We start from the raw sequence: 25,355 nt of genomic DNA, 5'->3' as shown, positions 1-25,355 counted from the left end.
GGCGCATTTGTTAACCGCTAGGAACCTTGCGGAGCCTTTGTATAACCTGCACAGAGATCCAAGAACCGGGTGTTGGCTTCCACCTCGCCGATGCTGACCCGAACACCTTCATTTCCAAAGGCACGAACAGACAAGGCCTGTCCTGCCGCCAAGGCAGCAAACTCCCCGCTATGCTCCCCGAGATTCAACCAGACGAAGTTGCCTTGAGCCTCGGGAACGAACCAGCCCAGTTCCCTCAGGCCAGCCGTCACGCGATCCCGTTCGTCCACCAGGCTTTGTACCCTTTCCACAACCTGATCGAAATTCTCGAGTGAAGTAACGGCGGCACGTTCTGCAATTTGGGAAACGGCAAAAGGAGTGGCCGTGACCCGGAGGTGCTGGGTAAGCAAAGGGCCGGAGACACTGTAGCCAACACGCAGGCCAGCCAGGCCGTGCGCCTTGGAGAAGGTCCTCAACACAACCACATTGGGGTATTTGCGGTAGAGCTTGATGCCGTCCACGGCCTCCGCGTCCCGCACAAATTCCTGGTAGGCCTCATCGATGACCACCACAACATTGGGCGGCACGGCTTGGATGAACTGCTCCGTTTCCTCAGCCGTGAGGATCGGTCCGGTGGGATTATTGGGCGTGCACAGGAGAATCACTTTGGTGCGTACGGTGACTGCGGCAGCCATGGTCTCGAGGTCGTGGCGCCCGTCCGACAACAGGGGGATTTGCACACTGGCTGCCCCTGCGAGGCCCACGCAGATGGGGTAGGCCTCAAAGGACCGCCAGGCGTAGATCACTTCGTCCTGCTTGCCGTCCTCATTCTGGCCGGCAAACGTGGCCAAAATCTGGTTCAGCGCCCCAAGGCTCCCGGCGCCGGTGACGACATCGTCAGCGGGAACATCCAGGAAGCCGGCCAAAGCGTTCCGTAGCTTCGTCGCCAGGGGGTCCGGGTATCGATTGATGTCGGTCTGGTCCGCAATTGCCTGCAACACTGCAGGAATCGGAGGCAGAGGGTTTTCGTTGGACGACAATTTGTAGCTGGTGAGGCCCTCAATCGCAGCAGGGGGTTTTCCAGCCGCATACTTAGGGAGCCTGTCTACGACCGGACGAGGGAGTACGCCCTCCGGTACGTTGTCAGTAGTAGTCATGGCTTCAAGCCTACTTGCCCATCTACGGCTTCCGCCGAGCTCTTTAACAGGCGCGTGTGAAAGCATGGGCCCATGGGTTCCTTCATCATTCGTGTCCTGATCAACGGGCTTGCCCTGTGGGTTGCAACCTGGCTCCTGCAAGGCATGGACATCTCCACAAGTGCCACAGAGTCGGCCGCAGCCAACGCAGGACTTACGCAGGGGGCAGACACCGCCGGCATCATTCTGGCGTATTTGTTCATCGGCCTGATCTTTGGAGTGGTGAACGCCTTTGTCCGTCCGCTGGTCAGGCTGTTGTCCCTCCCAGTGACCATCCTGACGCTTGGCTTGTTCACCATCGTGATCAACGCAGCGATGCTGTACCTGACGGCATGGCTGAGCACCTTCACGCCCGTGCACCTCACTATCGATTCCTTCTTCTGGACAGCCATCCTGGCGTCTATCATCATCAGCATCATCTCCGTGGTGGCGGGCCTGATTCCGGGTGCAAGGAAGCGCTAGCAGCTCCGGATACTCGTCGTCTCCTCCTTAGGGCTTTACCTTGTTCCGGCTCCAGCCCTCGTATCCGGAAGTGGCTGGCGTTCCGGGACGGAGAGCCGGGATCGGCGCTCTTTCCAGCTTGAACCGCGTCACCTTGGCCACCCCGCCAGCCCCGACAACACCCGCAAACGCGGCAGTAGATGCCGCTAGTGACTCGTCACGGCTTGCCTCAACGAGTTCTGCTCCGGCCGCGTAGTTTTCCTGATCGTGTCCAGGGCCGATGCCGGGATCTTCGCCTTCGGGTGTCTTGACTTCATTGGTCAGCGTGACCGTCACCCTGTCCTTAGTATCGGCGTTGACCCGGCCGTCTGCTCCTGGAACCCAGTCTTGGACCTGCTCCAAATGGAGCGAACTGATGCCGGGCTCCGCGGTGATGCCGCCGACAGGTGCCCCGGCCGTCAGCACATACTTGAGATCGAATTCGCTGAGAAACGCCTTGTCCCGGCTGAGGTTCATGGCGTGGACACCTCCCTGACTGTGTCCCACTGCCACCACTTGATCGCCCGCTTCAGCCCCGGCTTCACGCAGTGCCGCGCCAACAGCCGGGACAACTTCTTCGGAGTCGTAGCCCAGTGCTTCACCTATTCCTTGAATGTCGAAAGGATTGGTATGGGGTGAATCAGGCTGGGTTCCAGGGATCAGCACCATCCATGAAGCAGAGCCGTTGTTGTCAAAGCGAATCACTTCAATTTCTCCGCTGTTGCGGGCGTGGAGCCTCTCGAGACGACGGAGGCTTTCCGCCATGGACGGATCCACGTCCGCCACCGATTCGTCCACTCTTTCAACACTCACGGGTCTTGGCCGCAGGTCCGGACGGAGAGGCGATTCAAGGACGCCGCGAGCGACGCCCCCTGAACTCGTCCAATAAGGAAAAACTGCACCCGCCAGGTACTGGCTCATGTCCCGCGTGGGCGGCCAGGCCAATTTCATCTCGTCAAAGGTCGGGAGTCGCGGGAGAGCGTTCTCGGCCTCCGCTTCCACATAGTCCCTGTGACTGGCCCGCACACTTCCACTGATCTCCACCAATTCCTGGCGAACCTTTCCCACTTCCTTCCGGCTCTCGGCCACAGCGTTGAGGGCGCTACAGCCAGTGTCATAGGAATCGTAGAGAAAGGGTTCCAGGCAGTCTTGAACCTGCCGCGCTTCTTCTTCGATGTCCAGGAGCTGCTGGACCAGTTCGTCAAGCGTGCCCGCACCCCTCAGGAGCTCCTCGAGCTGAAAAGACATTCCTCCCACCCCTCCCCTGATAGTGAGGATTCCGTCACTGGCTGGGCGAGAGGGCTGTGGTGCTGCGCCGGCCCCGACGGGAGCTGCATCTGCCATTACGGACCCCGTTCGCCTGAGACGGAGACGTTTTGAGAGTGTCGGAGCACCATGGCAACGGAGGCTTCCACCGACTCACGTGCACGCATCAGCGCTGAAGCATTCAGGGAGAGCGTGGTCCGGTAGGCCCGTCCCGCGGGAGAGAGCCAGTCATCCACCTGTGCTCTCCGCAGGGACGTGAGAACCTGGTCCACTTGGTCTACGCACGCTTGCATCCGCCACGCGAGCCTTTGGACTTCGTGGCTTCGGGAAGCACACTCCAAGGGATCAAAAGTAGGCGGGTTGGGTGCAGGCATCAAGCCGACGCTCATTGTCTGTGTACTCCGTTGATTGTTCTGCTGATCGGTAGGGTCGACGCTACGCAGCGGCCGAACCCAACGGAAGGGCCGCCGTCGGCTATGTGGATAACCCGATCGGCCGTCCACATAGGCTCGTCATCGACTCCCGACCCCTGCACGGAGCATGAAAGAATAGGCGACATGGCTGAATCCACCCGAGTGTCCCTCGCTTCCGAACCTCTCGCCCTTGGCGCCCTTGACGGCCGCTACCGTGCCGCCGTCGCGCCCCTCGTTGACTACTTGTCCGAGGCTGCGCTTAACCGCGATCGCGTTCACGTCGAAGTTGAATGGCTCATCCACCTGACCGGCCAGTCCGTATTGCCCGGCGCGGGGCCGCTGTCCGACGAGCAGGTGGCCCAGCTGCGTGCCATCGTTAATGAATTCGATGCCGCCTCTGTCAACGAACTCGCCGAGATCGAAGCCGTCACCGTCCACGACGTCAAGGCTGTTGAGTACTACATCGGCCGCCGACTGCCGGCCATCGGCATCGAGAACCTCACCGCCATGGTGCATTTCGGGTGCACCTCCGAGGACATCAACAACCTCTCCTACGCTGTGGGTATCAAGGGTGCCGTGGAGAACGTGTGGCTGCCCAACGCCACCGCCCTCGTGAAGCAAATCGAAGCCATGGCCGAAGCAAACCGCTCCGTGCCCATGCTGTCCCGCACCCACGGCCAGCCCGCAACGCCCACCACGCTTGGCAAGGAACTTGCTGTCATAGCGCACCGCTTGAACCGCCAACTGGCGCGCATTGCAAAGACTGAATACCTCGGTAAGATCAACGGCGCCACCGGCACCTACGCCGCGCACGTCGCTTCCGTCCCTAGTGCTGACTGGGAAGCTGTCGCCAAGACATTCGTGGAAGGCCTGGGCCTCACTTGGAACCCGCTCACCACTCAAATCGAAAGCCACGACTGGCAGGCAGAGCTTTACGCCGACATCGCACGCTTCAACCGCATCCTGCACAACGTCTGCACGGACATCTGGAGCTACATCTCAATCGGTTACTTCCGCCAGATCCCGGTCGCCGGGGCCACGGGTTCCTCCACGATGCCGCACAAGGTCAACCCGATCCGCTTCGAGAACGCCGAAGCCAACCTGGAAATTTCCAACGGGCTCCTGGACACCTTGGGCGCCACACTGGTCACCTCGCGTTGGCAGCGCGACCTTACGGACTCCTCCTCGCAGCGGAACATCGGCGTTGCCTTCGGCCACTCGCTGCTCGCGATCTCCAACGTAGCCAAGGGCCTGAAGGCCCTGGACGTCGCAGAGGAAGTCCTCGCCGGTGACCTCAACACCAACTGGGAAGTCCTGGGCGAAGCAATCCAGATGGTCATGCGCGCCGAAGCCATCGCCGGCGTCGAAGGGATGGAAAACCCGTACGAACGCCTCAAGGACCTGACCCGCGGCCAGCGCGTGGACGGCGCCCGGATGCAGGAATTCGTCCAGGGTCTTGGCCTCTCCCCCGACGCCGAGGCACGCCTGCTCGCCCTTACGCCGGGCAAGTACACGGGCATCGCGGACAAACTGGTGGACCACCTTCAGTAAGGATCACCTGCAGGTAGGACAGAATGCTCGACGACGGCGGGCCGGGGCTGAGTGCCTCGGTCCGCCGTCGGCGTTTAAGCTGGTGAACAGAACCCCAAAATCGCGGAACAGTTACCAACGTAAGGAGCGGAGCAAGCATGAAGCTCCTGTTGATCAGGCACGGACAGACACCCGGCAACGTCGCAGGCCAGTTGGACACAGCGTTCCCGGGGCCAGGGCTCACCGAGCTCGGCGAACGACAAGCGGCCGCACTGCCTGAGGCCTTGGCTGACGAAGCCATTGAAGCCCTGTACACCTCGACGTTGCTGCGCACCCACCGGACCGTCGCGCCTTTGGCGAAGGCCACCGGATTGGAGCCGACGATTCTGGACGGCGTCCATGAAATTGAGGCAGGGGCTCTGGAGAAGAAAACCGACCACGAATCCCACCTCCGCTACATGAGCACAGTCTTCGCTTGGACAGACGGCGACTTGGATGTGCGCATGCCCGGAGCATTCAGCGGCCACGACTTCTTCGCCAGGTTTGATGCTTCAGTACGGAAAGTTGCCCAAGCTGGACACTCCACAGCGGCCATCGTCAGCCACGGTGCCGCAATCCGCTGCTGGGCAGGACGCAGGGCAACGGACATAGATACGGTGTTCGCAGAAACCCATCAACTCCCCAACACCGGGATTGTGGCCCTGGAGGGCGATCCCGAAGGCGGATGGCGCGTACTGCATTGGGACCAGATCCCGGTTGGAGGCATGGCGCTGGCAGACCAAACCGCCGAGGATCCCACGGGCGAGGCACTTCAGCCCTGATCCACCTTGGCCCATTCAGCGACGTTGCGTGATTCAGGGATGTTGCAGGGCTCCGGTACGTTGCGGGGCCTGCTTAGCACGCAAAACCCACTCCGGAGGGCGCAGAGCGGGCCTCACAACGGGAGAACTGCCTGCATTTCTCCCGACGCTTACGCGCAGGAAACACCGCGGTAACCACAGTTCCCTAGGCTTAAGACGCATAGACACCTCCCCGAAACCCGGCGAAATGAGGCAAGATGCAGACCAACCCACGGCTCAACATCCGGCAGGTAACTTGGGCGAACCCCGTGGGCGCAGACCTCCGCGCCGCACAGCAGGCAGAACTCGATGCCAGGTTCGGAACCACTGATCACGAGCCCGGTCCCCCGCCGTCGGAGGCCGACACCGCAGTATTCGTTGTGGCCTACGAGAAGTGCTCCGGCCAACCTCTCGGCTGCGGCGGCCTGAGAATGCTGGATGAGAAGACCGCCGAGATCAAGCGGCTTTACGTTGTCCCCTATGCCCGGGGCTCGGGAGTGGCGAGTTCGATCCTCGCAGCGCTCGAAGCGCAGGCTCATTCCCATGGGTTCAGTGTGATCGCGGCTGAGGCAGGATCGGCCCAGTCGGATGGGCGGAGTTTCTATGAAAGTGCGGGGTTTGCCGCCGTGCCAAATTTTGGTCCCTACGTTGGCGTTAGCGAGTCGTATTGCTATTCCAAGCGGATCGACTCACACAGCGCGTCGCACACTGCAATGGCCTAGGTCACGGGCGCAATATCAAGCGAAGGTTGCGCCGGTTCGATAATCTCGGATTATGGAAAAAGCAGACATCACCTTTCGCACCCGCAAATGGGTGCGGCCCGAGGACCTTAACGCCAACGGCACACTCTTTGGTGGCAGCCTGCTGAAGTGGATCGATGAAGAGGCTGCGATCTACGCCATCCTCCAACTGGGCAACGGCCGCGCCGTCACCAAGTACATTTCCGAGATCAACTTTGTGAGCTCCGCGGTCCAGGGCGACTTGGTGGAGATGGGGCTGACGGCGAAACGCTTCGGACGCACGTCCCTGACCATGCGGGCCGAGGTCCGCAATATGATCACCCGGGAGGCGATCCTCACCATCGAGGAAATCGTCTTCGTGAATCTCGGCGCCGATGGCCGCCCCCAGCCGCACGGCTACACGGAGATTACGTACGATCGCGACCGCATTCCCACGCACCACCTCACGGAAACCTTGGACGAGGACTAAACCAACCGGCGTCGTGCGTTCCCGCAGCTTGGCGGCGTGTAACCAGCCCGCCAACCAAGCTTGAACGATGGGCAAACAGCGCAAGCCACCGTTGAACCCCAGGCCATCGGAGGGTAGAACGGATAAATGACCAACGACGTGAACTCTTGGATGGATCAGTACGTACGCGCGTGGACCTCGAATGACCCCGACGATATCCGTGCCCTGTTTACTGAAGATGCCGTCTATTCCGATCGCCCGAACACCGAAAAACAATGGAACGGCCACAACGAGATCGTCAAAGCCTGGGCAGACGCCGGCGACAAGCCCGAGGACTGGACCTTCGAATGGACGCTGCTCGGACGGGATGGTGACACCGCGTTCGTCCAGGGCCTCACCACGTACCTGAATGGCGAGCCCACCTATGACAACCTCTGGGTTATCCGTTTCGCCGATGACGGTCGCGCCCGCGAATTCACGGAGTGGTACATGGCCCGCAAGAAGTCATCGGCCAACTAGCCCGCGCAACTGGCTCAGTAGCTTTCGCGCTCAGACGTTTCAGGCACCGGAATGAACGTTGATGCGAAGCCCTCGGAAGCGCGGGCAAGCACAGCGACATCGGCGCCGACCAGTACAAAGGAGGCACCGGCGTCGAGGTATGCGCGGGCAGTTGCCTCGTTGAAGGCGTTTACGCCAGCCGGTTTTCCGGCTGCTTTCGCGGCTGCAAGGCAATGCTCGACGACGGCCCTCACCAGGGGATTCTCCTGCTGTCCCAGCAGGCCCATGGAAGCGGCAAGGTCCGAGGGACCAAGGAAGATGCCGTCAACGCCATCGACGGCAAGGATCTCCTCAACGGCGGATGCCGCGGCCTCTGACTCGATCTGAACGGTGAGGCTTATCGAGTCGGAGGCGTTGGCCAAGTAGTCCGGGACGCGGTTCCAACGCGAGGCTCGGGCAAGTGCCGAGCCAACACCACGGACGCCAAGCGGCGGATAACGAACAGCGGCAACGGCGGTGGCTGCCTCAAAGGCCGAGTTCACCATGGGGATCAGCAGGTTCTGCACGCCGAGGTCCAAATACTGCTTGATTACCACTGTGTCATTCACGGGCGGCCGGACCATGACCTGCAGAGGGTAGCCGCTCACGGCATGAAGCTGTGCCACGATGGATTCCAGGCCGTTCGGGCTATGCTCTGCGTCAATCAGCAGCCAGTCCAAACCCGAGCCGGCACAGATCTCTGCAACCAGCGGACTTCCGGAACACACCCACATGCCGGCCACCGGACGCCCCGCGTCACCAAGGGCCGAATAGAAGGTAGGGCTCAGCTGAAGTGACATGTCACAACTCCCAACGGTCCGTAGTCCGCGTGTACGGTATCACCTTTGTACACCCATAAGGGGCGTGTAAACGAGCCCGCGAGGATGATATCTCCAGCTTTCATTGAGTCCCCGTGTGCAGCGATCTTGTTGGCCAGCCAATGCACTCCGTTGGCCGGATGATCGAGCACTCCGGCAGCCACTCCGGTCTCCTCCACGGTCTGGTTTTTGTACAGGATGGCGGATACCCAGCGGAGGTCGACGGCGTCGGGTCGCACCGGTCGACCACCCACCACCATGGCGCCCATCGCGGCGTTGTCCGAGATGGTGTCCACGATGGTCCGGCCCTCCATCTCGATCCTGGAGTCCAGGATTTCGAGGGCCGGAACCACGTAGTCGGTGGCGTTGAGGACGTCGAAAATCGTGCAGCCGGGTCCTTTGAGACCTGACTTGAGCACGAACGCCAGCTCCACCTCAACCCGGGGATGGGTGTACTTATCCCATTCCACGGAGCACCCGGTCTCCAAGACCATGTCATCAAAAATGGCTCCGTAATCCGGCTCCGTGATGCCCGTGGCGGCCTGCATGGCCTTGGACGTGAGGCCGATCTTACGCCCCACCAACGTGCGCCCCGCTTCCTCGTTCCGCCGCATCCACAACTGCTGCACGGCGTAGGAATCCTCCACCGTCATGTCTGGGTAGCGGGCGGTGAGGCGCGGTACCGGCTTGCGGTTGCGTCCGGCCTCGAGCAGTTCGTCGGCAATGGCTTCGATCGTTTTCGCGTCCAGCATGGCCTTAGACCTGCGCTCCCAGTTTGAAACCCTCGGCAGCCTCGCCGGATGCGCCATCCGGACGAGTGTAGGAGAATCCGTCGGCGCCCACGGTGACAGCCATTTCCGAGGCGTCGGTACGCTCGATCACGGGTTGCGGGTTGCCGTCGAGGTCCAGGACCAGGGAGGCTTCGGTGTACCAGGACGGGACCACCGGGTTGCCCCACCAGTCGCGGCGTTGGTTGTCGTGGACGTCCCAGGTGACGGTGGGGTTGTCCGGATCACCCGTGTAGTAGTCCTGGGTGTAGATCTCTACGCGGTGGCCGTCGGGATCAAGGATGTAGAGGTAGAAAGCGTTGGACACACCGTGGCGTCCGGGGCCGCGTTCGATGCGGTCGGAGATGCGCAGGGCGCCCATCTTGTCGCAGATCTGGATGATGTTGTGCTTCTCGTGCGTGGAGAACGCGATGTGGTGCAGGCGGGGTCCGTTGCCACCGGTCAGCGCGGTGTCGTGCACAGTCTGCTTGCGGTGCATCCACGCGGCGTACGTGACGCCGTCGGAATCCTTGATGTCTTCCGAGACGCGGAAGCCGAGGTCCTCCAGGTACTTGCGGCCGCGCGGGACGTCAGGGGTCACCTGGTTGAAGTGGTCCAGCCGGACGAGTTCTCCGGCGGAGTAGAGGTCGTAGCGCTGGGTGAGGCGTTCGACGTGCTCAACGTCGTAGAAGAACTCGTACGGGAAGCCCAGCGGGTCTTCCACGCGGACGGAGTCGCCCACACCTTTGGTGAAGCCTTCCTTGCGGCGCTCAACCCGGCAGCCCAACTCGCGGTAGTACGCCTCGGCGGCGTCCACCTCGGCCGGGGACTTCACACGGTACGCGAACGCTGCGGCTGCCGCGACCGGGCCTTTGCGGAGGACCAGGTTGTGGTGGATGAACTCCTCGAAGGAGCGCAGGTAGATGGTGTTCTCATCTTCCTCGGTGACGTGCAGGCCCAGAAGGTCCACATAGAACGCGCGGGATTTGGCCAGATCCGTGACCACGAGTTCCAGGTAGGCGCAGCGGACGATGTCCGGGGCGGGAACTGTTGGAGTGATGATGGGGCCGGTAAACGGGTTGCTCATGATGGTCTCTCTTCGTTGAAAGGGGTCGGTGGGAAGCTTTAGGCGCCGAACTTGGGCGTGTGGACGGAGCCGAGCGTGATGTGCACGGCTTGCTGATCGGTGTAGAAGTCGATGGAACGGTAGCCGCCCTCATGACCAAGACCGGAGGCCTTGACGCCCCCGAACGGAGTACGCAGATCGCGGACGTTGTGGCTGTTGAGCCACACCATGCCGGCCTCCACGTTCTGGGAGAAGTTGTGCGCCCGGGTCAGGTTCTGGGTCCAGATGTAGGCCGCCAGGCCGTACTTGGTGTTGTTCGCCAAGGCGAGGGCTTCGTCGTCGTTCTCGAAAGGCGTGATGGCCACGACGGGACCGAAGATTTCCTCTTGGAAGATCCGCGCGTCAGGCGCGACGTCGGCAAACACAGTGGGTGCGATGTAGTTGCCTTCGGGCAGGTGGGCGGGTCGGCCTCCGCCGGCCAGGAGCCGCCCTTCGGACTTGCCGATCTCCACGTACGACGCCACCTTCCGGTAGTGCTCGGGGTGGACCAGTGCGCCTACCTGGGTCTTGGGATCGTGGGGATCGCCCACCACGATGTTCTTGGCCCGGGCGGCGTACTTTTCGCAGAATTCGTCGTAGATGGCCCGCTCAACCAGGATGCGGGAGCCGGCGGTGCAGCGTTCGCCGTTGAGGGAGAACACACCAAACAGCGCGGAATCAATTGCGGCATCCAGATCTGCATCGGCGAACACGACGCATGGGGACTTGCCGCCGAGCTCCATGGACAGGCCCTTGAGGTTGGCTGCGGCGTTGCGGAAGATCGTCTGGCCCGTAGTGGTCTCGCCGGTGAAGGAAATCAGCGGCACGTCCGGGTGCTTCACCAGTGCGTCGCCGGCTTCTTCGCCCAGGCCATTGACCAGGTTGAACACGCCGTCGGGCAGGCCTGCGTCCTTGAAGATCTGCGCCCACAGTGAAGCAGAAAGCGGTGTGAACTCGGCCGGTTTCAGCACCACGGTGTTGCCGGTGGCCAAAGCCGGGGCGAGCTTCCAAGACTCCAGCATGAACGGGGTGTTCCACGGCGTGATCAGGCCAGCGACGCCGATGGGCTTGCGGTTCACGTAGTTGATCTGCGAACCCGGGACCTTCATGGCGTCATCGAACTGGGCAACGATCAAGTCGGCGAAGAAGCGGAAGTTCTCGGCAGCGCGGAGGGCCTGGCCCTTGGCTTGGGTAATCGGCAGGCCGGTATCGAAGGTTTCGAGCTCGGCGAGGCGGGCTTCCTGTGCCTCTACTGCATCGGCGATCTTGTTCAAGACCCGGGCACGCTCACGCGGCTTCATCTTCGGCCACGGACCATTGACGAATGCTTCGCGGGCCGCGGCGACGGCCAGGTCGATGTCTTCCTTCTGGCCCGCAGCAGCCGTGGCGTAGTTGCCGTTCGATACCGGGTCCAGGACATCGAAAGTCTTGCCGGACAGGGAGTCAACGAACTCGCCGTTGATGAAGTGCTGGATATGGGACGGAAGGTTCTCGGGAATGTAATGCTTGGCGGTCTCTACTGAGGTCGTCATCGTTGAAGTCCTAACTAGTGATCAGTGGCTGGTAATTACTGTTTGGCCTGGGCCAGGTAGGCGTCCAGGGTGGCTGCGCGGTGCTGGCGAGCTGCTTTTTCGATGGTGTCGGCGTCTGCAGCGCCCTCAATAAGCTGCAGCAAGGCCTCGTGTTCGCGCACCGACTCCTGCGCGCGGCCGGGAACGAACCGGAAAGTCGAAGACCTCAGCGAGGCCAGCCGGTTCCATCCCCGATGCACCAGGTCAAGAATGTGCGGATTGGGGCAGTGCTCAAACAGGACGCTGTGGAAGTCTTGGTTCAGCGCGGTGAAGCGGACGGGATCGAAGTGCTCAAGGCACTCCCGCATTTCCTCGTTCACCGCACGAGCACGGGCGATAGCTACCGAATCGATCAGCGGTGCCGACAACGCAGTGGCCGCGCCCTCCACAATGCTCAAGGTCTGCATCGTGTACAGGTATTCGGTGGGGTCGATTCCGGCCACCGTGGCGCCCACGTTCCGCTCGAACTTGACCAGCCCTTCGGCCTCAAGCCGGCGGATCGCCTCCCGGACCGGCACCACACTGAAGCCCAGGTCCTCGGCGATCTTCGCGAGCACCAGCCGGTACCCCGGGGTGTAGGTCCCCTCAACGATGCGCGCCTTCACAGCGGCATACGCCTGTTGGGACTTGCTTTCGGGATTAGCTTTCAAGGAAGGACTTCCGACGGCGGTTTCAGTCACCTGAGGCTCCTTCCGGGCTTTGGCTGGCCGACCACTCCGCGTACCGCGCCTGCCATTCCTTGTTCATCGGGTACAGCCCATCAACGCTGTTCCCTTCCTGGACCATCTGGAAGATGAACGTCTCTTCCTTCTCCTGCTGAATGCAGTTGTCCACCAGTTCCTCGGCAATGGCCGGCGGGATCACCAGGATGCCGTCCGAGTCGGCCACGATGATGTCGCCCGGCTGAACGGTCGCGCCGCCGCATGCGATGGTGATGTCGGTGTCCCACGGAATGTGCCGGCGTCCCAGGACTGCCGGGTGCGGGTTGGCGAAGTAAGTGGGCATCTCCAGATCGGCCACGGCCGAGTAGTCGCGGACGCCGCCGTCGGTGATGATGGCCGCTGCCCCGCGGACCTGGGCCCGCAGCGCCAGGATGTCCCCCACTGTGCCGGTGCCCTTCTCGCCGCGGGCTTCCATGACCAGGATTTCGCCCTCATTCACGGAGTCAATGGCGCGCTTCTGGGCATTGAAGCCGCCGCCGTGGGTCTTGAAGAGGTCCTCACGGTTGGGCACATAGCGCAGGGTCCGGGCCAGGCCCACTACCTTGCGGTCCGGGCGGGTGGCCTGCAAGCCGTCAATGCTCACATTGTTCAGTCCGCGCTTACGGAGCTGGGACGACAATGTGGCGGTGGCGACGGACTCCAGCTTCGCCTTCAGCTCCGGCGTCAGGACGGAAGCAGCCTCAGCGGCAGCGGCCAGACCGGCAGCCTCCCGCGATCCGTACGCTTCCTCCCGCTGGGTGTCATCAGTCTTGGGCCGGGCACCAAAGTCCGCGAACGGCGTCGTGCCTTCCGTGACTTTGGTGGCCAGGCGGCCGCTGCTGAAGTCACCGCCGGTGACCTCAATCTCGACGACGTCTCCGGGCTTGGCAACGGAGGCGTCGGCGGGGGTGCCGGTGAGGATGATGTCGCCCTCTTCGAGCGTGAGCAGCTGGGAAAGGTCCGCGACGAGCTGGGCGAACGGGAAGAGCAGGTCCTCGGTGGTGTCGTCCTGGACAAGGTCCCCGTTGTGCCATGTACGGATCCGCAACCGGGTGGGATCCACGGCGTCGGCAGGAATGAGTGCCGGGCCAACGGGAGTGAAGCCGTCGCCGCCCTTGGACCGGACGTTGGATCCCTTGTCTGCGTAGCGGAGGTCGTACACACCGAGGTCGTTGGACGCGGTGACCCACTCGACGTGACTCCACGCATCCTCCAAACCCACGCGCCGGGCCGACTTGCCGATCACCAAGGCGATTTCGCCCTCGTAGCCGAGGAGTTCGCAGCCGGCCGGGCGCTCAACCGTTCCGGGAGCATCCGTGGAGCCGAGTGCCAGCGACGAGGAAGGCTTCAGGAAGTAGGACGGCTGCTCGGGAGTGCGTCCGCGCTGGGCCGCGCGGCTGGGGTAGTTGATGTGGACCGCAATGACTTTGCGCGTCCGGGCCAGCATCTCCTGGCTGACTTCCTGGGTCCGGAACTCCAGTGTCACGGCGCCTCCTCTTCCTCGAGCTGCATCAAGTACGAAATCGTATACGATAACTATGGACCGGAAACGTGATCTGCGTCAACCCCCTCCCCAAAACCCATCTAAGTAGCAGCTGAGGGCGTTTTGAGCGTCCAAAACGGCCTCTGCTGCTACCTACTTTGGGGGATGCTGGTACTTGAACCAGGAGCAGTGGGAAGGTAAGAGAATGGAGCAGAAGAGTGAGCCGGAGCTGCTGAGTTTTGCCAGCGGCGCGGAGTGGGAAGACTGGCTCTCCGCGAACCACAACACCAAGGCCGAAGCCTGGCTTGTCATCGGGAAAAAGAACTCGGGCGCCGGACTCATTGAGATACAGGACGCCTTGGACGGCGCCCTCTGCTTCGGCTGGATCGATGGCCAACGCAAGGGCCACGACGATAAGACATTCCTGCAAAGGTACTCCCGACGTCGGGCCCGAAGCTCGTGGTCCCAAGTGAACGTGGGCAAAGTGGAAGCACTGATACGCGCACGACGCATGCAACCTGCCGGGTACGCCGAAATAGATGCAGCCAAAGCTGATGGCCGCTGGGAAGCCGCCTACGTTTCGCAAGCCAACGCAGAGGTTCCGGAGGACCTGCAGGCCGCACTCGCCGGAAACCGGGCCGCCAAGGAAACCTTTGAAAATCTGGGCAAGACAGAGCGCTACCTCATCATTTTGCAGGTGTTAAAAGCCCGCTCCACGGAGTCCCGCGCCAAGATCCTGGCGAAGGCGGTAGAGACGCTGGCGGTGAGAAGCTAGCTGCTCTTACAAACTGTCGGTGGGCTCCCGTAGGGTACCGGCATGGACATCATCCTTGTACCCGGTTTCTGGTTGGACGCGTCGTCGTGGGAGGAGGTGACGCCGCCGCTGGAAGCAGCCGGCCACGCGGTTCATCCGCTGACGCTGCCGGGGCTGGAGTCGGTGGACGCATCACGCGCGGGCATCGGCCTTCGCACCCACATCGACGCCGTGGTGGCGAAAGTGGACTCCCTCGACGGCAAGGTCATCCTGGTGGGCCATTCAGGTGGCGGCGCCATCATCCATGGCGTAGCAGATGCCCGCCCGGACCGAGTGGCCCGCGCCATTTACGTTGACAGCGGACCGCTCGGTGAGGGCGGGGTCATCAATGACGAACTGCCCGACGACGGCGTCGACGTCCCGCTGCCGCCGTGGGAATTGTTCGAGGAAGAAGACCTCGTAGACCTGACTGACGAACTCAAGGACGCGTTCCGGGCACGGGCCATCCCGGAGCCAAAGGGCGTTGCCTTCGACCAGCAACACCTGAGCGACGTCCGGCGCTACGACGTACCGGCCACGATCATCACCTGCCAGTTCCCGTCGTCGCTCCTCAAGGAGTGGATGGATGCCGGGCACCCGTTAACGGCAGAACTCGCCAGGATCCGGGACGTCGAGTACATCGACCTCCCCACCGGACATTGGCCTCAGTTCACCAAACCCCAAGAGCTGGGTGAGGCGATCCTGACGGCGGTCGAACGCGCCAAATAGACCTCCGACGGCGGCACTTACCCGACGCGGCCGCCCTCAGCGAGGAGAGTTCAGGCCTTGGGCGGCGTATTGGTCGCCGGCCCTTCCGGTGCAGCGCCGCCCTCGCCTGTCCAGTCACTTCCCGTGGCGTCATCCAAGGCAGGATCGGACACCACGTCCGACTTGATAGTGGGCACGGTGGTGACGGTGGGCTTGCTGCTGGAAGAGGAGTCAGCATGCTGACCCGCCTTGGGGGAAGTGATGCCAGGGAACATCGCTTCTGCCTTTTCCAGTAACTTCTTGCCGGCCTCATACAGGTTGTCCAGAATGTCCGGCACGGATTCCTGGACTGCTTCCGTGGCCTGGTGCACGTTCTCTTGAACCTCAGGGTTCTTCCAAAGCTTCTCGGTGCCTCCGCGGACCCGCCGGTACACCTCCGGCCAGGACTTCGATCCCCATACGTAGCCGACAGCCACGCCAACGGCGAACAATGCTTTGCCTTTCACAGCAATCACTCCTTCCGAGGTGTTATTCCTCGACACTATCCCTGCCGGGCATGCCGTGTCACCTGCCCATTGATTGCGGGCCGGTTAATAGTGATTTGCCGAAATAAAACATTCGACTAAACTGTTATGCCAACCAGCGGATAACCGCAGGAAGTAACCGCATGAAACCCGAGGAGTGAAACCATGGGACTGGGTGACAAGATTAGTAATGCCGCCGAAGAAGCAGGCGGCAAGGTCAAGGAAAAGACCGGCGAAACCACCGGCGACAGGAACCTGCAGGCCGAGGGCGTCGGCGAGCAATCTGAGGCAAACCTCAAGCAGTCCGGCGAGAAAGTCAAGGACGCCGCTCAAGGAGTCAAAGACTCCCTCAAGGGCCACTAGGCCGCGAACCCGCAGCATTCGGGGCCCGCAAGCAAGGGCTGACTAATAGTCAGGTTACTTGCTACTTGCCCCGGGAGCCGCTAGCGTTGCTGGTGTAGTACCGAGTCCGACCCAATCGGCAGGAGTGCTTTATTGGCTGCATTTCATAAATTCATCGGGGTTGCATAAATAGTTCCAATCCCCACATTCCATAGGGCCTCCAGGGGCCCCATTACGGTGCCTACACCTTGGAACAGGCACCCGATGAACATACTCGCTTCATCACGTTCATGGAATTTCCATCAACAAGAAAGTAGGAGCAAAAATGGGTTTCTTTGGTTTTCTTCTGCTCGGTCTTTTGGCCGGCGCTATCGCAAAGCTTATTCTTCCCGGTCGCCAGGGTGGCGGCTGGCTGGTCACCCTCCTGTTGGGCGTCGTCGGCGCACTTCTGGGCGGCTGGATTGGCGGGCTCATCTTTAACACGGGCCTGCAGGAATTCTTCTCCCTCACCACGTGGCTCCTGGCTATCGGCGGCTCCATCATTGTGCTGCTGATCTACGGCCTGGTCACCAACCGCAGGACACACCATGGCTAACAACCAGAACCGCGACGCCAACGGCGACGAACTCGAAGGCCAGTATTCTGAAGGCGACTACGGAGACACAGGTGTGTCCCCGGAAACACTGAAGGACGATGCCGGAGGCGACTACACTGAAGGTGACTACGCCGAGAGGACGGTACCTTCGGCTGATGCCGAACTGGATGAAAAGAACACGGAAGACGTCCCTGAGGACCGACCTTTCTCCTCCGAACCGGACGAAGAAGCTTCAGGCTCCAGTCGACCGTAACAACTGAATACAGCCAAGAACCCGGAGAACTGCAGATGCAGTCTCCGGGTTCTTGCGTTGTGCGGGTTCATACATTGTGGGGCCCGATATTTTCGGGCATGAGTTGTTGGGGCATCGACTCGGAAGTCCGCGTAGCGTCGAAGAAAAGGATGGAGCACCGGGTGCAAGACGGAGGCATGATGCAGGGTTGGAATCGGGCCATAGAGCTCATCGAGCAAGACCTCACCGCGGATATCGAGGTGGGTGTCTTGGCTCGTGCTGCCCTGACCTCCGAGTACCACTTCCGCCGGATGTTTTCCTCCCTGGCTGGCCTGCCCATATCTGAGTACATCCGCAGGCGGCGCCTGACGGCAGCCACTGCGGAAATCCTCGAGGGCGGGACTGTGCTGAACGTTGCCGTCCGCTATGGGTACGGATCGGCAGAGGCATTCACCCGTGCGTTCAAAGCCCTGCACGGGTTGAGCCCCTCTGAGACACGACTGCCGGGCGCGGTTCTCCATTCCCAACCTCAATTGAGGTTCCACCTCCGAGTTGAAGGAAACGCCGACATGAAGCACCGCATAGAAGATCAACCTGCTTTCCGCCTCATAGGCCTGAAAGCCCGTGTCCCTTTGGTCCACGAGGGACCCAATCAAGCCATCATCGACTTCCAGCGAGGACTGGACCCCGCTGTCACCAAGCAATTGTTGGAGATTGCGGACATGGATCCCGCCGGCCCGCTCTCAGTCACTGACAACATCGAAGAGCAGCGCAACGAGGGAAGCGAACTGGACTATTGGCACGCAGTAGCCTCTACGAAACCGGTCCCGGAAGGTTTCGAGTCCCTGGAGGTCCCGGCCGGCCTGTGGGTGGTCTTTGAAGCCGAGGGAAAGTTCCCGGAAGTCCTGCAGGGTATGTGGGCTGATGCCGCCACGGAATGGTTTCCTGCCAACCCCTACAGGTGGGCACCGGGACCGGAAATGCTCAGCGTCCAGGTGGAACCCGGCGGCACGCATGGCCGCGGGCAACTGTGGATTCCCATTGAAAGGGAAGAACTACGCTGAGGGAGCTGATCCCAGAAGCTGCCGAATTTCATCCAAGGGCAACACGTTCTGCCGGTATTCACGGGTGAGGACCTGCAGTACGGACTCTGCGGCTTCCGCGTTCTCCGTCCCAATGGCCTCGGCCGCATATATCACCTTGATGTTGTGTGCAAAGGCGTCAGCGGCCGTTTGGGCGATGCAGTTATGGGCTGAAATTCCGGCAAGAATGACGGTGTCGACGCCCCAGTTCCTCAGGCGCATGGCAAGATCTGTTCCGAAAAAGGCGCTGTCCCTGGTCTTGATCAACCGGGGAAGATCGGCAGTGAGCAGCCCGGGAACGAACTCGGCCTGCTCACTGCCCCTGAAGATAAATCCCTGATCATCGTCGAGCATGTTCAGGCTCCACGTGGATTTGTCCCGTTCATGCACGGTTCCTACCAGGATCACTTTGGTCCCGGCTTGGAGCGCTGCGCTGGTCAACGAATTGCAGGCAGCAACAATTTCTTCCTGGCGCCCCTTGAGAGCGGGGTCCTCGAAGTAGGCGTTCTGCATGTCGATCACCAACACAGCGATCATCGTTGTACTCCCTAAACCGGAACCTCAACAAACCGCCTGGACAGAGATCAGAGTCCCTTCCCGCCCGTGACGGGAAGGACTGCTCCCGAAATATAGGAGCCTTCATCGGACGCCAGCAACACGTAGGCTGGCGCCAGCTCGGCAGGCTGGCCGGCACGACCCAGTGGTGTGTCCTGCCCAAAGGTGGGGAGCTTGTCCGGCCATTCGGTGGCTGGGATCAGTGGAGTCCAGATAGGGCCAGGCGCCACTGCATTAACGCGGATCCCCTTGGGCCCGAGTTCCTCGGCCATGGCCTTGGTGAAGGCCACCTGGGCCGCTTTGGTCATGGCATAGTCGATCAACTGGGCGGACGGATTGAACGCCTGGATGGATGCCGTGACAATGATCGAGGCGCCCGGCCGGAGATGCGGAATGGCTGCCTGCGCCGTCCAGATCAACGAGTACAGATTGGTTTTGAAGACACGGTCGAACTCCTCCGTGGGTATGGTTTCCAGGCCTTCGCGGTTCTTCTGGTAAGCCGCATTCAAAACCACGACGTTGAGCCCACCAAGCTCCTGCACTGTACGTTCCACAATCTCGGCCGCGAAGCCTTCATCCCGCGCATCACCGGGCAACAGCAGGGCTTGCGCTCCGCACTCACGGATCCAATCCGCCGTCGACTGCGCATCTTCCTCTTCCTCCGGAAGATAACTAATGGCCACGTTGGCGCCCTCGCGCGCGTAGGCAATGGCTACCGCGGCGCCGATGCCGGAGTCACCGCCGGTGATCAACGCGGTCTTACCCTGCAGGCGCCCGTGCCCCACATAACTCTTCTCGCCATGGTCCGGTTGCGGATCCAGTGGTTTGGTGAGGCCGGGCTGTTCCTGCTCCTGCTGGGGGAATTCGCCCGAGTGGTACCCGCGGCGGGGGTCTGCCGGTGCGGAGGTGAGACGGTTCCCGTCGGTTTGCGGCTTGTCAGTCTGGTTCGGATCACCTTGAGTCATGGTTCTGCCCCTTTTCAGATTGCACGGCACGGTGCTTTGTTCACTCCACGGTACTTTTGCCCTGTACCCGTACACCCGAGCTCCTAAACGCAGTCAGGACTAGGTCCGGAGGGTCCTCGCTTTGACCATAAGGAACAACCCGTAGGCAATGAGCCCCAGTGCGACGGCAGACAACAAGTACGGGCCATAGGGCTGCTCCTTCAAGGCTTTCAAACTTCCATCAAGGCCCGTTGATTGCTCGGGCTGCGCGCGAACCGCGGCGATGACCACCAACAGCCCCACCAGGAAGAGGGCGATCCCCTTGGCGATGTAACCCACCACGCCAACCCAGAGTTGGAACTTGTGCACGCCCGGGTTGGGTGAAAGGGATAGGTCCTTGGTGAACTTTCGACGAAAACCCCTCACAGCGAAGACGACGGCGGTAATCGCTACGCCGGCGCCGATGGCGATCAGCAAGAAGACCCCGAACGGCGCCTTCATAAGAGTGACGGTGAAGTCGCTGCTGGACTCCCGGCTGTTCTGGCCCTGCCCCACTACGAAAGAAATGATGGTGGCCGCCAACGCAGCGAACACCAAGGCCTGGCCTAAAGCCGATAACCGCTTGGTCAGTTTGTTGTCAGAGGCGATTCGATAGCCGAGGATGGCATTTCCCAGTTGCCATAAAGCCAACGCCGCACAGGCTCCAAAGCAGGCCCAGAGCAGGAGGGGCCCGGCTGGTTTGTTGGCCAACTCGGTCACAGCGCCGCTAACATCAGCCTCGCCGCCGCGGCCCACCGCGAGTTGGATCGCTATGACGCCAATGAGCAGGTGCAGGAGCCCGCTCACGGCATAACCGGCCCGGGCGACAGCTGCGAAAGCCTGCGAATTCGCGGCTTCCTCGGCCACATCAGCGGCCTTTCTCATCTCTTCCTTGATGGCAAGCCTCCTTATTTTCGCGCTGGACTCCATCGTCCCTTAAACGGCGTCGGGCAGGTACTCGCCCGAATAACGAGGTGCCTTCCCTAGTGAAGGTCTGGCGCCCTAGAAGCCGACGACCGACTGCGGCCAGATGCTCCTGAGCCCCGCGCCAAGGGGGTTGAACTGCTCACGGACGGTCACCACTGCACGGGTCTGGCCAACGGTTTCCCCAGCGTGGCCCGCGGCGTCGGGGGCACCTGTGAGGGCTTCGGACTTCGTGTGGGCGGCGCCGGCAGTCCCGGACTTGGCGGAGATCTGGTCAGTCATTTCGGTGGTCCTTCCTGGAAGTTCCCGTCAGGTGATTGGCTGATGTTTCAACCATCGGACGGGGTCCTCAAGAAGGACGCCGGGTCATCTCAAGATTCCCTCAAGATTCCTCCCGGCGCGTCGAGTCCGCCCCGCCGAGGTGGCAGTTAATGACAATGTTCCGCGTCGCGATTGTCATTAAATGCCACCTCGGCGGGGCAAAGGATCTAGCGGGCGTCCTTTTTGGCTTGGCGCTGGACACCTTGCGAACGGCTGGAAGCGTCCCGCTTCACTCCGCCGGTGGTCTTCTGGTGAGACCGGGTCCGACCCGAACTGGTAGTGGATTTGGTGCCGGTTCCGGCGCTCTCCGGCCCGGTGGACTTGTCTGCGCCGGCGCGTTCCAGTCGCTCATCCTTGAGTTCTTCTGCCGCCTCGTGAGCCACCCTGGCCAGTTCGGTGCTCACGATGGAGAGTGCTTCCTCGAACACCAGCGCCCGGGCACGCGCTTTGTCCGACTTGTTGGCTGCGGCTCCGCGACCACCGGCTTCGAGTACTTCGTCTGCCGCTTTGCGTCGATAGTTCGTGGTGTATTTGTTCCGGGCCTTCCGCACCCGTTTATGGAGTTGGAGCAGGCCTTCCTCGTCGAGGAGCTCAAGTCTTGCTGGCTCCAATTCGCGAATCAAATCAAGTTGATCTTGTTTCAACACCCACAGATATTGGTCCATTCGCCGATGATTCCACACCTCCTGTTGGAGGTATAGAGCGTCACGGAGTTCTCACTCAACTGCACGGCCCTGGTGCGGATCGATTGCCTGCTAATCCGATTCCAAGAGCCAAGTCATTGCCTCAGCTTCGGAGGTAAAGAACCTCGTGGGGCAGGGCGCGGGCTGGGCGGCCAGTTGGTAGTCGACGAGTATGCGGTCAACAGGATTTTCACCCAGCAACGCGATTCTGGAGGCCGCACAGGGCTCGATGAAAACGTCACGTGCCGCGCGACTCAAATGGCTTGCATTGGCCATCCTGACCAGCAAGGGATAGCGTCTACCGGCAGCGAACTCGTTGACAGCGTCCACGGCAGCCCGGGCGTTGCCGGCTTCAATTCTGACGCCCGGGTCCCAAGCCAGTAACAAGACATTGTCCGGCTCGAGCTGAAGGGTGTAGTCGACGTCGTCCGCTTCGGCCATGGAACCGTCTCCATCTCTGCAGGATTGCAGGACTGCCCGCATGCCACGGGCTGACTCCACCCTGCACCACCCAGTATTCACCCCGTCTCATCCGAAAAGAGTGATCTTTGCTTTGGTTTCCGTGTCATGCCGTGAAAGCTGTCAGGCGGTAAAGCGGCGCCTGTAGTCCGTGGGTGAGGTGGAAAAGGCGCTGGCGAAGTTCTGCCTGAGGGTCACGGCGCTGCCGAATCCGCAGTCGGCCGCAACCTGGTCAACAGACAAGCCGGTGGTTTCCAACAGGCGGCGGGCCGCATCCAGGCGGCGAGTGCGTATCCAGGCCGACGGCGTGGTCCCGGTTGAGGCGCGGAAGGCGCGCAGGAAGGTTCGCCGGCTCATGTGAGCCTGGGCCGCGAGCCGGTCAATGCTGAGCGGCTCTCCCAGCCGACCCAACGTCCACTCAAGCAAACGGGCCATCGGATCCCCCTCGGCTCGCGGCGGAAGGGGATGCTCGATGTACTGGGCCTGCCCACCTTCACGGTGCGGAGCGATGACCAGGCTTCGCGCCACCTGGTTGGCTGCTTCCGCTCCCAAACGGCCTCTCACAACGTGCAAGCACGCATCGAGTCCGGACGCTGTGCCCGCAGATGTCAGGACGTCGCCGTGATCGATATACAGCACTGTCTGGTCGAGGGAGACGTCGGGATGCCGGACAGCGAGGGAATCAAAGGCTTGCCAGTGGGTCACGGCAGATCGTCCGTTCAGGAGACCGGCGTCGGCAACGGGGATCGCTCCCAAACACAGACCCACTATGGTTGCGCCCCTGCCATGTGCTTCCCGGAGGACGTTGCTGAGGACTTCGCCGGGCTCGCGTTCGTCGTCGAACCAGGACGGCACCACTACGACGTCGGCGTGTACCACCTTCGAGGGTCCCTGGACTTCCCCCAACACGTAGCCCTCGGCCGTTTGGATGTGGCCCGCCCGGTCCGAGAACAGGACGGTGTTCCACTCGGCCAAGCCTTGGCGGGTGACCTCGTCGAATACCATTTGCGGCACGGCCAGATGGAACATTGTGACGCCATTGAATGCGTACACCGCGATCTTCATGGTCTCCCCGCTGGTCTTTGGCCCGAATCCATCGTATATGGGCATTCGTGCCACTGGTGCCCAGCGCGCAATGGACCAATGATGAAAAGGACCGCCGAATGGCCCCCAGCAACCACTACGGGAGAACACCATGAGCACACCCCGCCGCGCCCTCGTCCTTGTCGATGTCCAGCAGCAGTACTTCAGCGGCCCGCTGGAAATTCAGTACCCGCAGCACCAAGAGTCTCTTCCGATGATCGGCAAGGCCATCGAGGCGGCAACTGCAGCCGGCATCCCCATCGCAGCCATCCAGCACAGCGAAGCTGAAGGCGCGCCCGTCTTCGCCCCGGGAACAGCGGAATACGAGCTGCACCCCGAGGTGGAAGCCCGCCGGACCGGATCATGGAAAAAGGTGGTCAAGCAGTACGGTTCGGTCTACGCCGGCACGGATGTCGCCGCCTGGCTGCGGGAGCACGACGTCGACACCGTCACCTTGGTGGGTTACATGACAAACAACTGCATCCTGGCATCGGCCGTTGAAGCAGAATTCCTCGGCTTCGCCACCGAAGTACTCTCGGATGCCACGGGAGCCATCAACCTCAGCAACAACGCCGGAACCGTGGACGCCAGGACCGTACACACCACGTTGCTGGCGTTGTTGAATTCCAACTGGGCCGCCGTTGCTCCCACCGAAGCATGGGCCGAGGCCGTCGAGTCCGGGCAGGCGCTGGAAAAGAGCGATCTGGGCAGCTCCGCCATGGCAGGGGCCGCGTTAAAGCCAGCGTCCTGAAAAACTTCTTGACCCGCTTGGATCAATGCGACGACGGCGACTCCGCATCCTGGCTTTCCCGTTCTTCCGCCGCTGTCTGCGCATACGAAGCAGATACCCGGCGGTAGACGGGAGTCAGGAAAGCGATCAAGGCGACGATGATCATGATGATGCCGGCGGCCAGGAACACCAGGGCGATGCCACGGGAAATCCCTTCGCCCAGCAGGGGGGCAAGGCTGGCCGCCCCTTCCTCGGATCGGGCGTAGGGGATGATCCAGAATTGGGCGATTGGTGCGATGAGGAAGGCGGTGATGGGCGCCGCCGCGGACTCGAACGCCATGGCGAAACCAAACACCCTGCCCTGCCGCGGTAGTGGCACCACCTTTTGGATGACGGTCTGTTCAGCGGCTTCAACCACAGGGACCAGCGCCATGTAGAGCCATATTCCCACGATGTATAGCCAAGCCCACTCGCGGACCGTAAACACCGCACCGATGAAGCCCATCAACAGCACGGCAATGAGCATGGTCCGCAAAGGATTGGACCCGAGGCCGAACTTGCCGATCAGCGCCCCTCCAACAATGAACCCCGTGGCGCCAATGGCGAAGACAACTCCCCACATCTCCACGGAGAACATCTCCAGGCCGTACGGGTCCATCAAAGCCATGTACACGCCGCCAATGAAGTTGTTGAACGTGGAGAAAAGAATCAGCGCAAAGAGGCCGGATACTGCCATGACGGCAGCCCACGACCCCCTCAAGTCGAATCCGCCCTGGGCGTCGGAAGCGGCTGCACGCACTTCCTCGGGCAGGCGCAGCATGAGCAAGTGCCCGAAGGCCAAGGCGGTCAGCACCAAGGCGACAACCACCGTCCACCCCATGCCCAGCAGTCCTACCGATAGCCCGGACAGGACCGAGGTGACGATAAACATGAGCCCCTGCACCATGCCGACGAGCCCGTTGGCATTGGCCCGCCGATCCGGTTCGATCAAGATGGTGACAGTGGTGGACAGGGCAATATTTCGCATGTTCTCCACCACTGCGCCGATCAGGATGATCATGGTGAAGATCCAGAACCATGGCTGTGTCAGGTCCAGTAGGGCCTGCTCGGGTGTCAGCAGGAACATGACGCCCGAGAGGACGAACATCACCATGGTGAAGGCGGCGGCGAAACGCATCACGGCCAATTTGCGGTAACGGTCAACGAAAGTTCCGAAACTGATGCTGGAGAGGGCGATCAGCAGCATGTACGCGCCGCCTATTACCCCTGTGGCGATGACATTCCGTGTCTCCAAGTACACCCAGAACGTCAGTGCGAACCAGAGATAGCTCGTTGTGATGTTCGCGAGGGCGGTGTTCACCAGGATCCCGGTAAAGGTCCGGGATCTTTGCGCGGGAGTGCGTAGGGAGAGATCGATACTTTCAGTAGACGCGGCGGAGGCCGGTTCCTGCTCGGTCATGCGTCCCAG

31 protein-coding genes are annotated in these 25,355 nt (G+C 61.5%); 13 read left to right on the top strand and 18 right to left on the bottom strand.

The features are described from left to right. Positions 1 to 17 precede the first annotated feature (17 nt). Entirely contained in the window at positions 18 to 1,136 is a 1,119-nt protein-coding gene (locus ACZ881_RS19660) for a histidinol-phosphate transaminase (RefSeq protein ID WP_178993705.1), read from the bottom strand. Positions 1,137 to 1,208: 72 nt separating this feature from the next. Here ACZ881_RS19660 and ACZ881_RS19655 point away from each other — a divergent pair, with 72 nt between their 5' ends. Further along, positions 1,209 to 1,637, top strand: a complete 429-nt coding sequence (locus ACZ881_RS19655; RefSeq protein ID WP_476117695.1) for a phage holin family protein — start codon at positions 1,209 to 1,211, stop codon at positions 1,635 to 1,637. A 27-nt stretch (positions 1,638 to 1,664) separates the two neighbouring features. Here the strand turns inward: ACZ881_RS19655 and ACZ881_RS19650 are convergent, their stop codons facing one another. Both ACZ881_RS19650 and ACZ881_RS19645 read right to left on the bottom strand, forming a co-directional pair. Beyond that, positions 1,665 to 2,903 (bottom strand): hypothetical protein, encoded by a 1,239-nt coding sequence (locus ACZ881_RS19650; protein WP_476117694.1) that lies wholly within the window; start codon positions 2,901 to 2,903, stop codon positions 1,665 to 1,667. Between the two features lie 95 nt (positions 2,904 to 2,998). Then, complete coding sequence (locus ACZ881_RS19645) at positions 2,999 to 3,310, bottom strand: hypothetical protein (protein WP_476117693.1); 312 nt, start codon at positions 3,308 to 3,310, stop codon at positions 2,999 to 3,001. A gap of 168 nt (positions 3,311 to 3,478) precedes the next feature. On the opposite strand from ACZ881_RS19645, the gene purB reads away from it, so the two are divergent. From purB to ACZ881_RS19620, 5 genes are all read left to right on the top strand, one after another. Next, positions 3,479 to 4,885: an adenylosuccinate lyase gene (purB, locus tag ACZ881_RS19640; protein WP_476117692.1), complete on the top strand. Its 1,407-nt coding sequence runs from the start codon at positions 3,479 to 3,481 to the stop codon at positions 4,883 to 4,885. Between the two features lie 137 nt (positions 4,886 to 5,022). Further along, positions 5,023 to 5,685 (top strand): histidine phosphatase family protein, encoded by a 663-nt coding sequence (locus ACZ881_RS19635; RefSeq protein WP_178993712.1) that lies wholly within the window; start codon positions 5,023 to 5,025, stop codon positions 5,683 to 5,685. Positions 5,686 to 5,921: 236 nt separating this feature from the next. After that, complete coding sequence (locus tag ACZ881_RS19630; protein ID WP_017198825.1) at positions 5,922 to 6,425, top strand: GNAT family N-acetyltransferase; 504 nt, start codon at positions 5,922 to 5,924, stop codon at positions 6,423 to 6,425. Positions 6,426 to 6,477: 52 nt separating this feature from the next. Then, positions 6,478 to 6,912 carry an acyl-CoA thioesterase gene (locus ACZ881_RS19625; RefSeq protein WP_017198826.1) on the top strand — a complete coding sequence of 145 codons (435 nt, stop codon included), beginning with the start codon at positions 6,478 to 6,480 and terminating at the stop codon, positions 6,910 to 6,912. 126 nt (positions 6,913 to 7,038) lie between these two features. Then, complete coding sequence (locus tag ACZ881_RS19620; protein WP_476117691.1) at positions 7,039 to 7,410, top strand: nuclear transport factor 2 family protein; 372 nt, start codon at positions 7,039 to 7,041, stop codon at positions 7,408 to 7,410. Positions 7,411 to 7,424: 14 nt separating this feature from the next. Here ACZ881_RS19620 and ACZ881_RS19615 read toward each other — a convergent pair whose 3' ends face one another. From ACZ881_RS19615 to ACZ881_RS19590, 6 genes are read right to left on the bottom strand one after another with little or no spacing between them, the layout of a single operon-like run. After that, complete coding sequence (locus ACZ881_RS19615) at positions 7,425 to 8,228, bottom strand: HpcH/HpaI aldolase family protein (protein ID WP_476117690.1); 804 nt, start codon at positions 8,226 to 8,228, stop codon at positions 7,425 to 7,427. Further along, positions 8,213 to 8,998: a 2-oxo-hept-4-ene-1,7-dioate hydratase gene (gene hpaH / locus ACZ881_RS19610; RefSeq protein ID WP_018779811.1), complete on the bottom strand. Its 786-nt coding sequence runs from the start codon at positions 8,996 to 8,998 to the stop codon at positions 8,213 to 8,215. The genes ACZ881_RS19615 and hpaH overlap by 16 nt, the downstream gene beginning before the upstream one ends. Before the next feature lie 4 nt (positions 8,999 to 9,002). After that, the gene (gene hpaD, locus ACZ881_RS19605) at positions 9,003 to 10,100 is read right to left on the bottom strand and encodes a 3,4-dihydroxyphenylacetate 2,3-dioxygenase (RefSeq protein WP_159706395.1); all 1,098 of its coding nucleotides are present in this window, start codon (positions 10,098 to 10,100) and stop codon (positions 9,003 to 9,005) included. A 38-nt stretch (positions 10,101 to 10,138) separates the two neighbouring features. Continuing rightward, positions 10,139 to 11,650, bottom strand: coding sequence for a 5-carboxymethyl-2-hydroxymuconate semialdehyde dehydrogenase (gene hpaE, locus ACZ881_RS19600; protein ID WP_091463774.1), 1,512 nt, complete (start codon positions 11,648 to 11,650; stop codon positions 10,139 to 10,141). 35 nt (positions 11,651 to 11,685) lie between these two features. After that, a complete protein-coding gene (locus tag ACZ881_RS19595; protein ID WP_476117689.1) occupies positions 11,686 to 12,369 on the bottom strand; it encodes a GntR family transcriptional regulator in 684 nt (227 codons plus the stop codon). Then, the gene (locus ACZ881_RS19590; protein WP_476117688.1) at positions 12,362 to 13,876 is read right to left on the bottom strand and encodes a fumarylacetoacetate hydrolase family protein; all 1,515 of its coding nucleotides are present in this window, start codon (positions 13,874 to 13,876) and stop codon (positions 12,362 to 12,364) included. The genes ACZ881_RS19595 and ACZ881_RS19590 overlap by 8 nt, the downstream gene beginning before the upstream one ends. Positions 13,877 to 14,078: 202 nt before the next feature. Here ACZ881_RS19590 and ACZ881_RS19585 point away from each other — a divergent pair, with 202 nt between their 5' ends. Both ACZ881_RS19585 and ACZ881_RS19580 read left to right on the top strand, forming a co-directional pair. Next, positions 14,079 to 14,648, top strand: coding sequence for a YdeI/OmpD-associated family protein (locus ACZ881_RS19585; protein ID WP_474662049.1), 570 nt, complete (start codon positions 14,079 to 14,081; stop codon positions 14,646 to 14,648). Positions 14,649 to 14,690: 42 nt separating this feature from the next. Then, entirely contained in the window at positions 14,691 to 15,395 is a 705-nt protein-coding gene (locus tag ACZ881_RS19580; protein WP_476117687.1) for an alpha/beta fold hydrolase, read from the top strand. A 50-nt stretch (positions 15,396 to 15,445) separates the two neighbouring features. Here ACZ881_RS19580 and ACZ881_RS19575 read toward each other — a convergent pair whose 3' ends face one another. Then, entirely contained in the window at positions 15,446 to 15,880 is a 435-nt protein-coding gene (locus tag ACZ881_RS19575; RefSeq protein WP_091467377.1) for a hypothetical protein, read from the bottom strand. A 183-nt stretch (positions 15,881 to 16,063) separates the two neighbouring features. Between ACZ881_RS19575 and ACZ881_RS19570 the strand changes: the two genes are divergently transcribed. From ACZ881_RS19570 to ACZ881_RS19555, 4 genes are all read left to right on the top strand, one after another. Then, complete coding sequence (locus ACZ881_RS19570) at positions 16,064 to 16,261, top strand: CsbD family protein (protein WP_091463788.1); 198 nt, start codon at positions 16,064 to 16,066, stop codon at positions 16,259 to 16,261. Positions 16,262 to 16,565: 304 nt separating this feature from the next. Beyond that, positions 16,566 to 16,835 (top strand): GlsB/YeaQ/YmgE family stress response membrane protein, encoded by a 270-nt coding sequence (locus tag ACZ881_RS19565; RefSeq protein ID WP_178993727.1) that lies wholly within the window; start codon positions 16,566 to 16,568, stop codon positions 16,833 to 16,835. Further along, positions 16,828 to 17,088 (top strand): hypothetical protein, encoded by a 261-nt coding sequence (locus ACZ881_RS19560; RefSeq protein WP_476117686.1) that lies wholly within the window; start codon positions 16,828 to 16,830, stop codon positions 17,086 to 17,088. The genes ACZ881_RS19565 and ACZ881_RS19560 overlap by 8 nt, the downstream gene beginning before the upstream one ends. A gap of 161 nt (positions 17,089 to 17,249) precedes the next feature. Then, positions 17,250 to 18,131, top strand: a complete 882-nt coding sequence (locus ACZ881_RS19555) for an AraC family transcriptional regulator (protein WP_476117685.1) — start codon at positions 17,250 to 17,252, stop codon at positions 18,129 to 18,131. Here the strand turns inward: ACZ881_RS19555 and ACZ881_RS19550 are convergent. The 7 genes from ACZ881_RS19550 to ACZ881_RS19520 all read right to left on the bottom strand — a co-directional run bounded on the left by ACZ881_RS19550 (position 18,123) and on the right by ACZ881_RS19520 (position 23,184). Beyond that, positions 18,123 to 18,686: a cysteine hydrolase family protein gene (locus ACZ881_RS19550; protein WP_476117684.1), complete on the bottom strand. Its 564-nt coding sequence runs from the start codon at positions 18,684 to 18,686 to the stop codon at positions 18,123 to 18,125. The two genes, ACZ881_RS19555 and ACZ881_RS19550, sit on opposite strands and share 9 nt — an antisense overlap. Positions 18,687 to 18,733: 47 nt before the next feature. Next, positions 18,734 to 19,669, bottom strand: coding sequence for an SDR family oxidoreductase (locus tag ACZ881_RS19545; RefSeq protein ID WP_476117683.1), 936 nt, complete (start codon positions 19,667 to 19,669; stop codon positions 18,734 to 18,736). Between the two features lie 99 nt (positions 19,670 to 19,768). Beyond that, entirely contained in the window at positions 19,769 to 20,572 is an 804-nt protein-coding gene (locus tag ACZ881_RS19540) for a DUF1206 domain-containing protein (protein ID WP_476117682.1), read from the bottom strand. Positions 20,573 to 20,689: 117 nt separating this feature from the next. Next, positions 20,690 to 20,893, bottom strand: a complete 204-nt coding sequence (locus ACZ881_RS19535; RefSeq protein ID WP_364308444.1) for a hypothetical protein — start codon at positions 20,891 to 20,893, stop codon at positions 20,690 to 20,692. Between the two features lie 206 nt (positions 20,894 to 21,099). Continuing rightward, positions 21,100 to 21,543 carry a hypothetical protein gene (locus ACZ881_RS19530; RefSeq protein ID WP_476117681.1) on the bottom strand — a complete coding sequence of 148 codons (444 nt, stop codon included), beginning with the start codon at positions 21,541 to 21,543 and terminating at the stop codon, positions 21,100 to 21,102. A gap of 144 nt (positions 21,544 to 21,687) precedes the next feature. Then, a complete protein-coding gene (locus tag ACZ881_RS19525; protein WP_476117680.1) occupies positions 21,688 to 22,056 on the bottom strand; it encodes a DUF7793 family protein in 369 nt (122 codons plus the stop codon). 141 nt (positions 22,057 to 22,197) lie between these two features. Then, positions 22,198 to 23,184, bottom strand: coding sequence for a GlxA family transcriptional regulator (locus ACZ881_RS19520; RefSeq protein WP_476117679.1), 987 nt, complete (start codon positions 23,182 to 23,184; stop codon positions 22,198 to 22,200). A gap of 85 nt (positions 23,185 to 23,269) precedes the next feature. Here ACZ881_RS19520 and ACZ881_RS19515 point away from each other — a divergent pair, with 85 nt between their 5' ends. Beyond that, a complete protein-coding gene (locus tag ACZ881_RS19515; protein ID WP_476117678.1) occupies positions 23,270 to 23,908 on the top strand; it encodes an isochorismatase family protein in 639 nt (212 codons plus the stop codon). A gap of 22 nt (positions 23,909 to 23,930) precedes the next feature. On the opposite strand, the gene ACZ881_RS19510 is transcribed toward ACZ881_RS19515, so the two are convergent. After that, a complete protein-coding gene (locus tag ACZ881_RS19510; RefSeq protein ID WP_476117677.1) occupies positions 23,931 to 25,346 on the bottom strand; it encodes an MFS transporter in 1,416 nt (471 codons plus the stop codon). Positions 25,347 to 25,355 lie beyond the last annotated feature (9 nt).

It is taken from the genome of Paenarthrobacter sp. TE3676 (assembly GCF_056279165.1).
This window is presented reverse-complemented; position numbering and strand designations above follow the sequence as displayed.

Bases quoted from the DNA above. Each gene is read 5' to 3' on its own strand.
- ACZ881_RS19645 (WP_476117693.1), bottom strand. From the start codon at position 3,310: ATGAGCGTCGGCTTGATGCCTGCACCCAACCCGCCTACTTTTGATCCC.
- ACZ881_RS19540 (WP_476117682.1), bottom strand. From the start codon at position 20,572: ATGAGAAAGGCCGCTGATGTGGCCGAGGAAGCCGCGAATTCGCAGGCT.
- ACZ881_RS19510 (WP_476117677.1), bottom strand. From the start codon at position 25,346: ATGACCGAGCAGGAACCGGCCTCCGCCGCGTCTACTGAAAGTATCGAT.
- ACZ881_RS19660 (WP_178993705.1), bottom strand. From the start codon at position 1,136: ATGACTACTACTGACAACGTACCGGAGGGCGTACTCCCTCGTCCGGTC.
- purB (WP_476117692.1), top strand. From the start codon at position 3,479: ATGGCTGAATCCACCCGAGTGTCCCTCGCTTCCGAACCTCTCGCCCTT.
- hpaH (WP_018779811.1), bottom strand. From the start codon at position 8,998: ATGCTGGACGCGAAAACGATCGAAGCCATTGCCGACGAACTGCTCGAG.
- ACZ881_RS19580 (WP_476117687.1), top strand. From the start codon at position 14,691: ATGGACATCATCCTTGTACCCGGTTTCTGGTTGGACGCGTCGTCGTGG.
- ACZ881_RS19535 (WP_364308444.1), bottom strand. From the start codon at position 20,893: ATGACTGACCAGATCTCCGCCAAGTCCGGGACTGCCGGCGCCGCCCAC.
- ACZ881_RS19635 (WP_178993712.1), top strand. From the start codon at position 5,023: ATGAAGCTCCTGTTGATCAGGCACGGACAGACACCCGGCAACGTCGCA.
- ACZ881_RS19655 (WP_476117695.1), top strand. From the start codon at position 1,209: ATGGGTTCCTTCATCATTCGTGTCCTGATCAACGGGCTTGCCCTGTGG.
- hpaD (WP_159706395.1), bottom strand. From the start codon at position 10,100: ATGAGCAACCCGTTTACCGGCCCCATCATCACTCCAACAGTTCCCGCC.
- ACZ881_RS19615 (WP_476117690.1), bottom strand. From the start codon at position 8,228: ATGTCACTTCAGCTGAGCCCTACCTTCTATTCGGCCCTTGGTGACGCG.
- ACZ881_RS19525 (WP_476117680.1), bottom strand. From the start codon at position 22,056: ATGGCCGAAGCGGACGACGTCGACTACACCCTTCAGCTCGAGCCGGAC.
- ACZ881_RS19630 (WP_017198825.1), top strand. From the start codon at position 5,922: ATGCAGACCAACCCACGGCTCAACATCCGGCAGGTAACTTGGGCGAAC.
- ACZ881_RS19570 (WP_091463788.1), top strand. From the start codon at position 16,064: ATGGGACTGGGTGACAAGATTAGTAATGCCGCCGAAGAAGCAGGCGGC.
- ACZ881_RS19620 (WP_476117691.1), top strand. From the start codon at position 7,039: ATGACCAACGACGTGAACTCTTGGATGGATCAGTACGTACGCGCGTGG.
- ACZ881_RS19585 (WP_474662049.1), top strand. From the start codon at position 14,079: ATGGAGCAGAAGAGTGAGCCGGAGCTGCTGAGTTTTGCCAGCGGCGCG.
- ACZ881_RS19560 (WP_476117686.1), top strand. From the start codon at position 16,828: ATGGCTAACAACCAGAACCGCGACGCCAACGGCGACGAACTCGAAGGC.
- ACZ881_RS19565 (WP_178993727.1), top strand. From the start codon at position 16,566: ATGGGTTTCTTTGGTTTTCTTCTGCTCGGTCTTTTGGCCGGCGCTATC.
- ACZ881_RS19520 (WP_476117679.1), bottom strand. From the start codon at position 23,184: ATGCCCATATACGATGGATTCGGGCCAAAGACCAGCGGGGAGACCATG.
- ACZ881_RS19545 (WP_476117683.1), bottom strand. From the start codon at position 19,669: ATGACTCAAGGTGATCCGAACCAGACTGACAAGCCGCAAACCGACGGG.
- hpaE (WP_091463774.1), bottom strand. From the start codon at position 11,650: ATGACGACCTCAGTAGAGACCGCCAAGCATTACATTCCCGAGAACCTT.
- ACZ881_RS19650 (WP_476117694.1), bottom strand. From the start codon at position 2,903: ATGTCTTTTCAGCTCGAGGAGCTCCTGAGGGGTGCGGGCACGCTTGAC.
- ACZ881_RS19515 (WP_476117678.1), top strand. From the start codon at position 23,270: ATGAGCACACCCCGCCGCGCCCTCGTCCTTGTCGATGTCCAGCAGCAG.
- ACZ881_RS19550 (WP_476117684.1), bottom strand. From the start codon at position 18,686: ATGATCGCTGTGTTGGTGATCGACATGCAGAACGCCTACTTCGAGGAC.
- ACZ881_RS19625 (WP_017198826.1), top strand. From the start codon at position 6,478: ATGGAAAAAGCAGACATCACCTTTCGCACCCGCAAATGGGTGCGGCCC.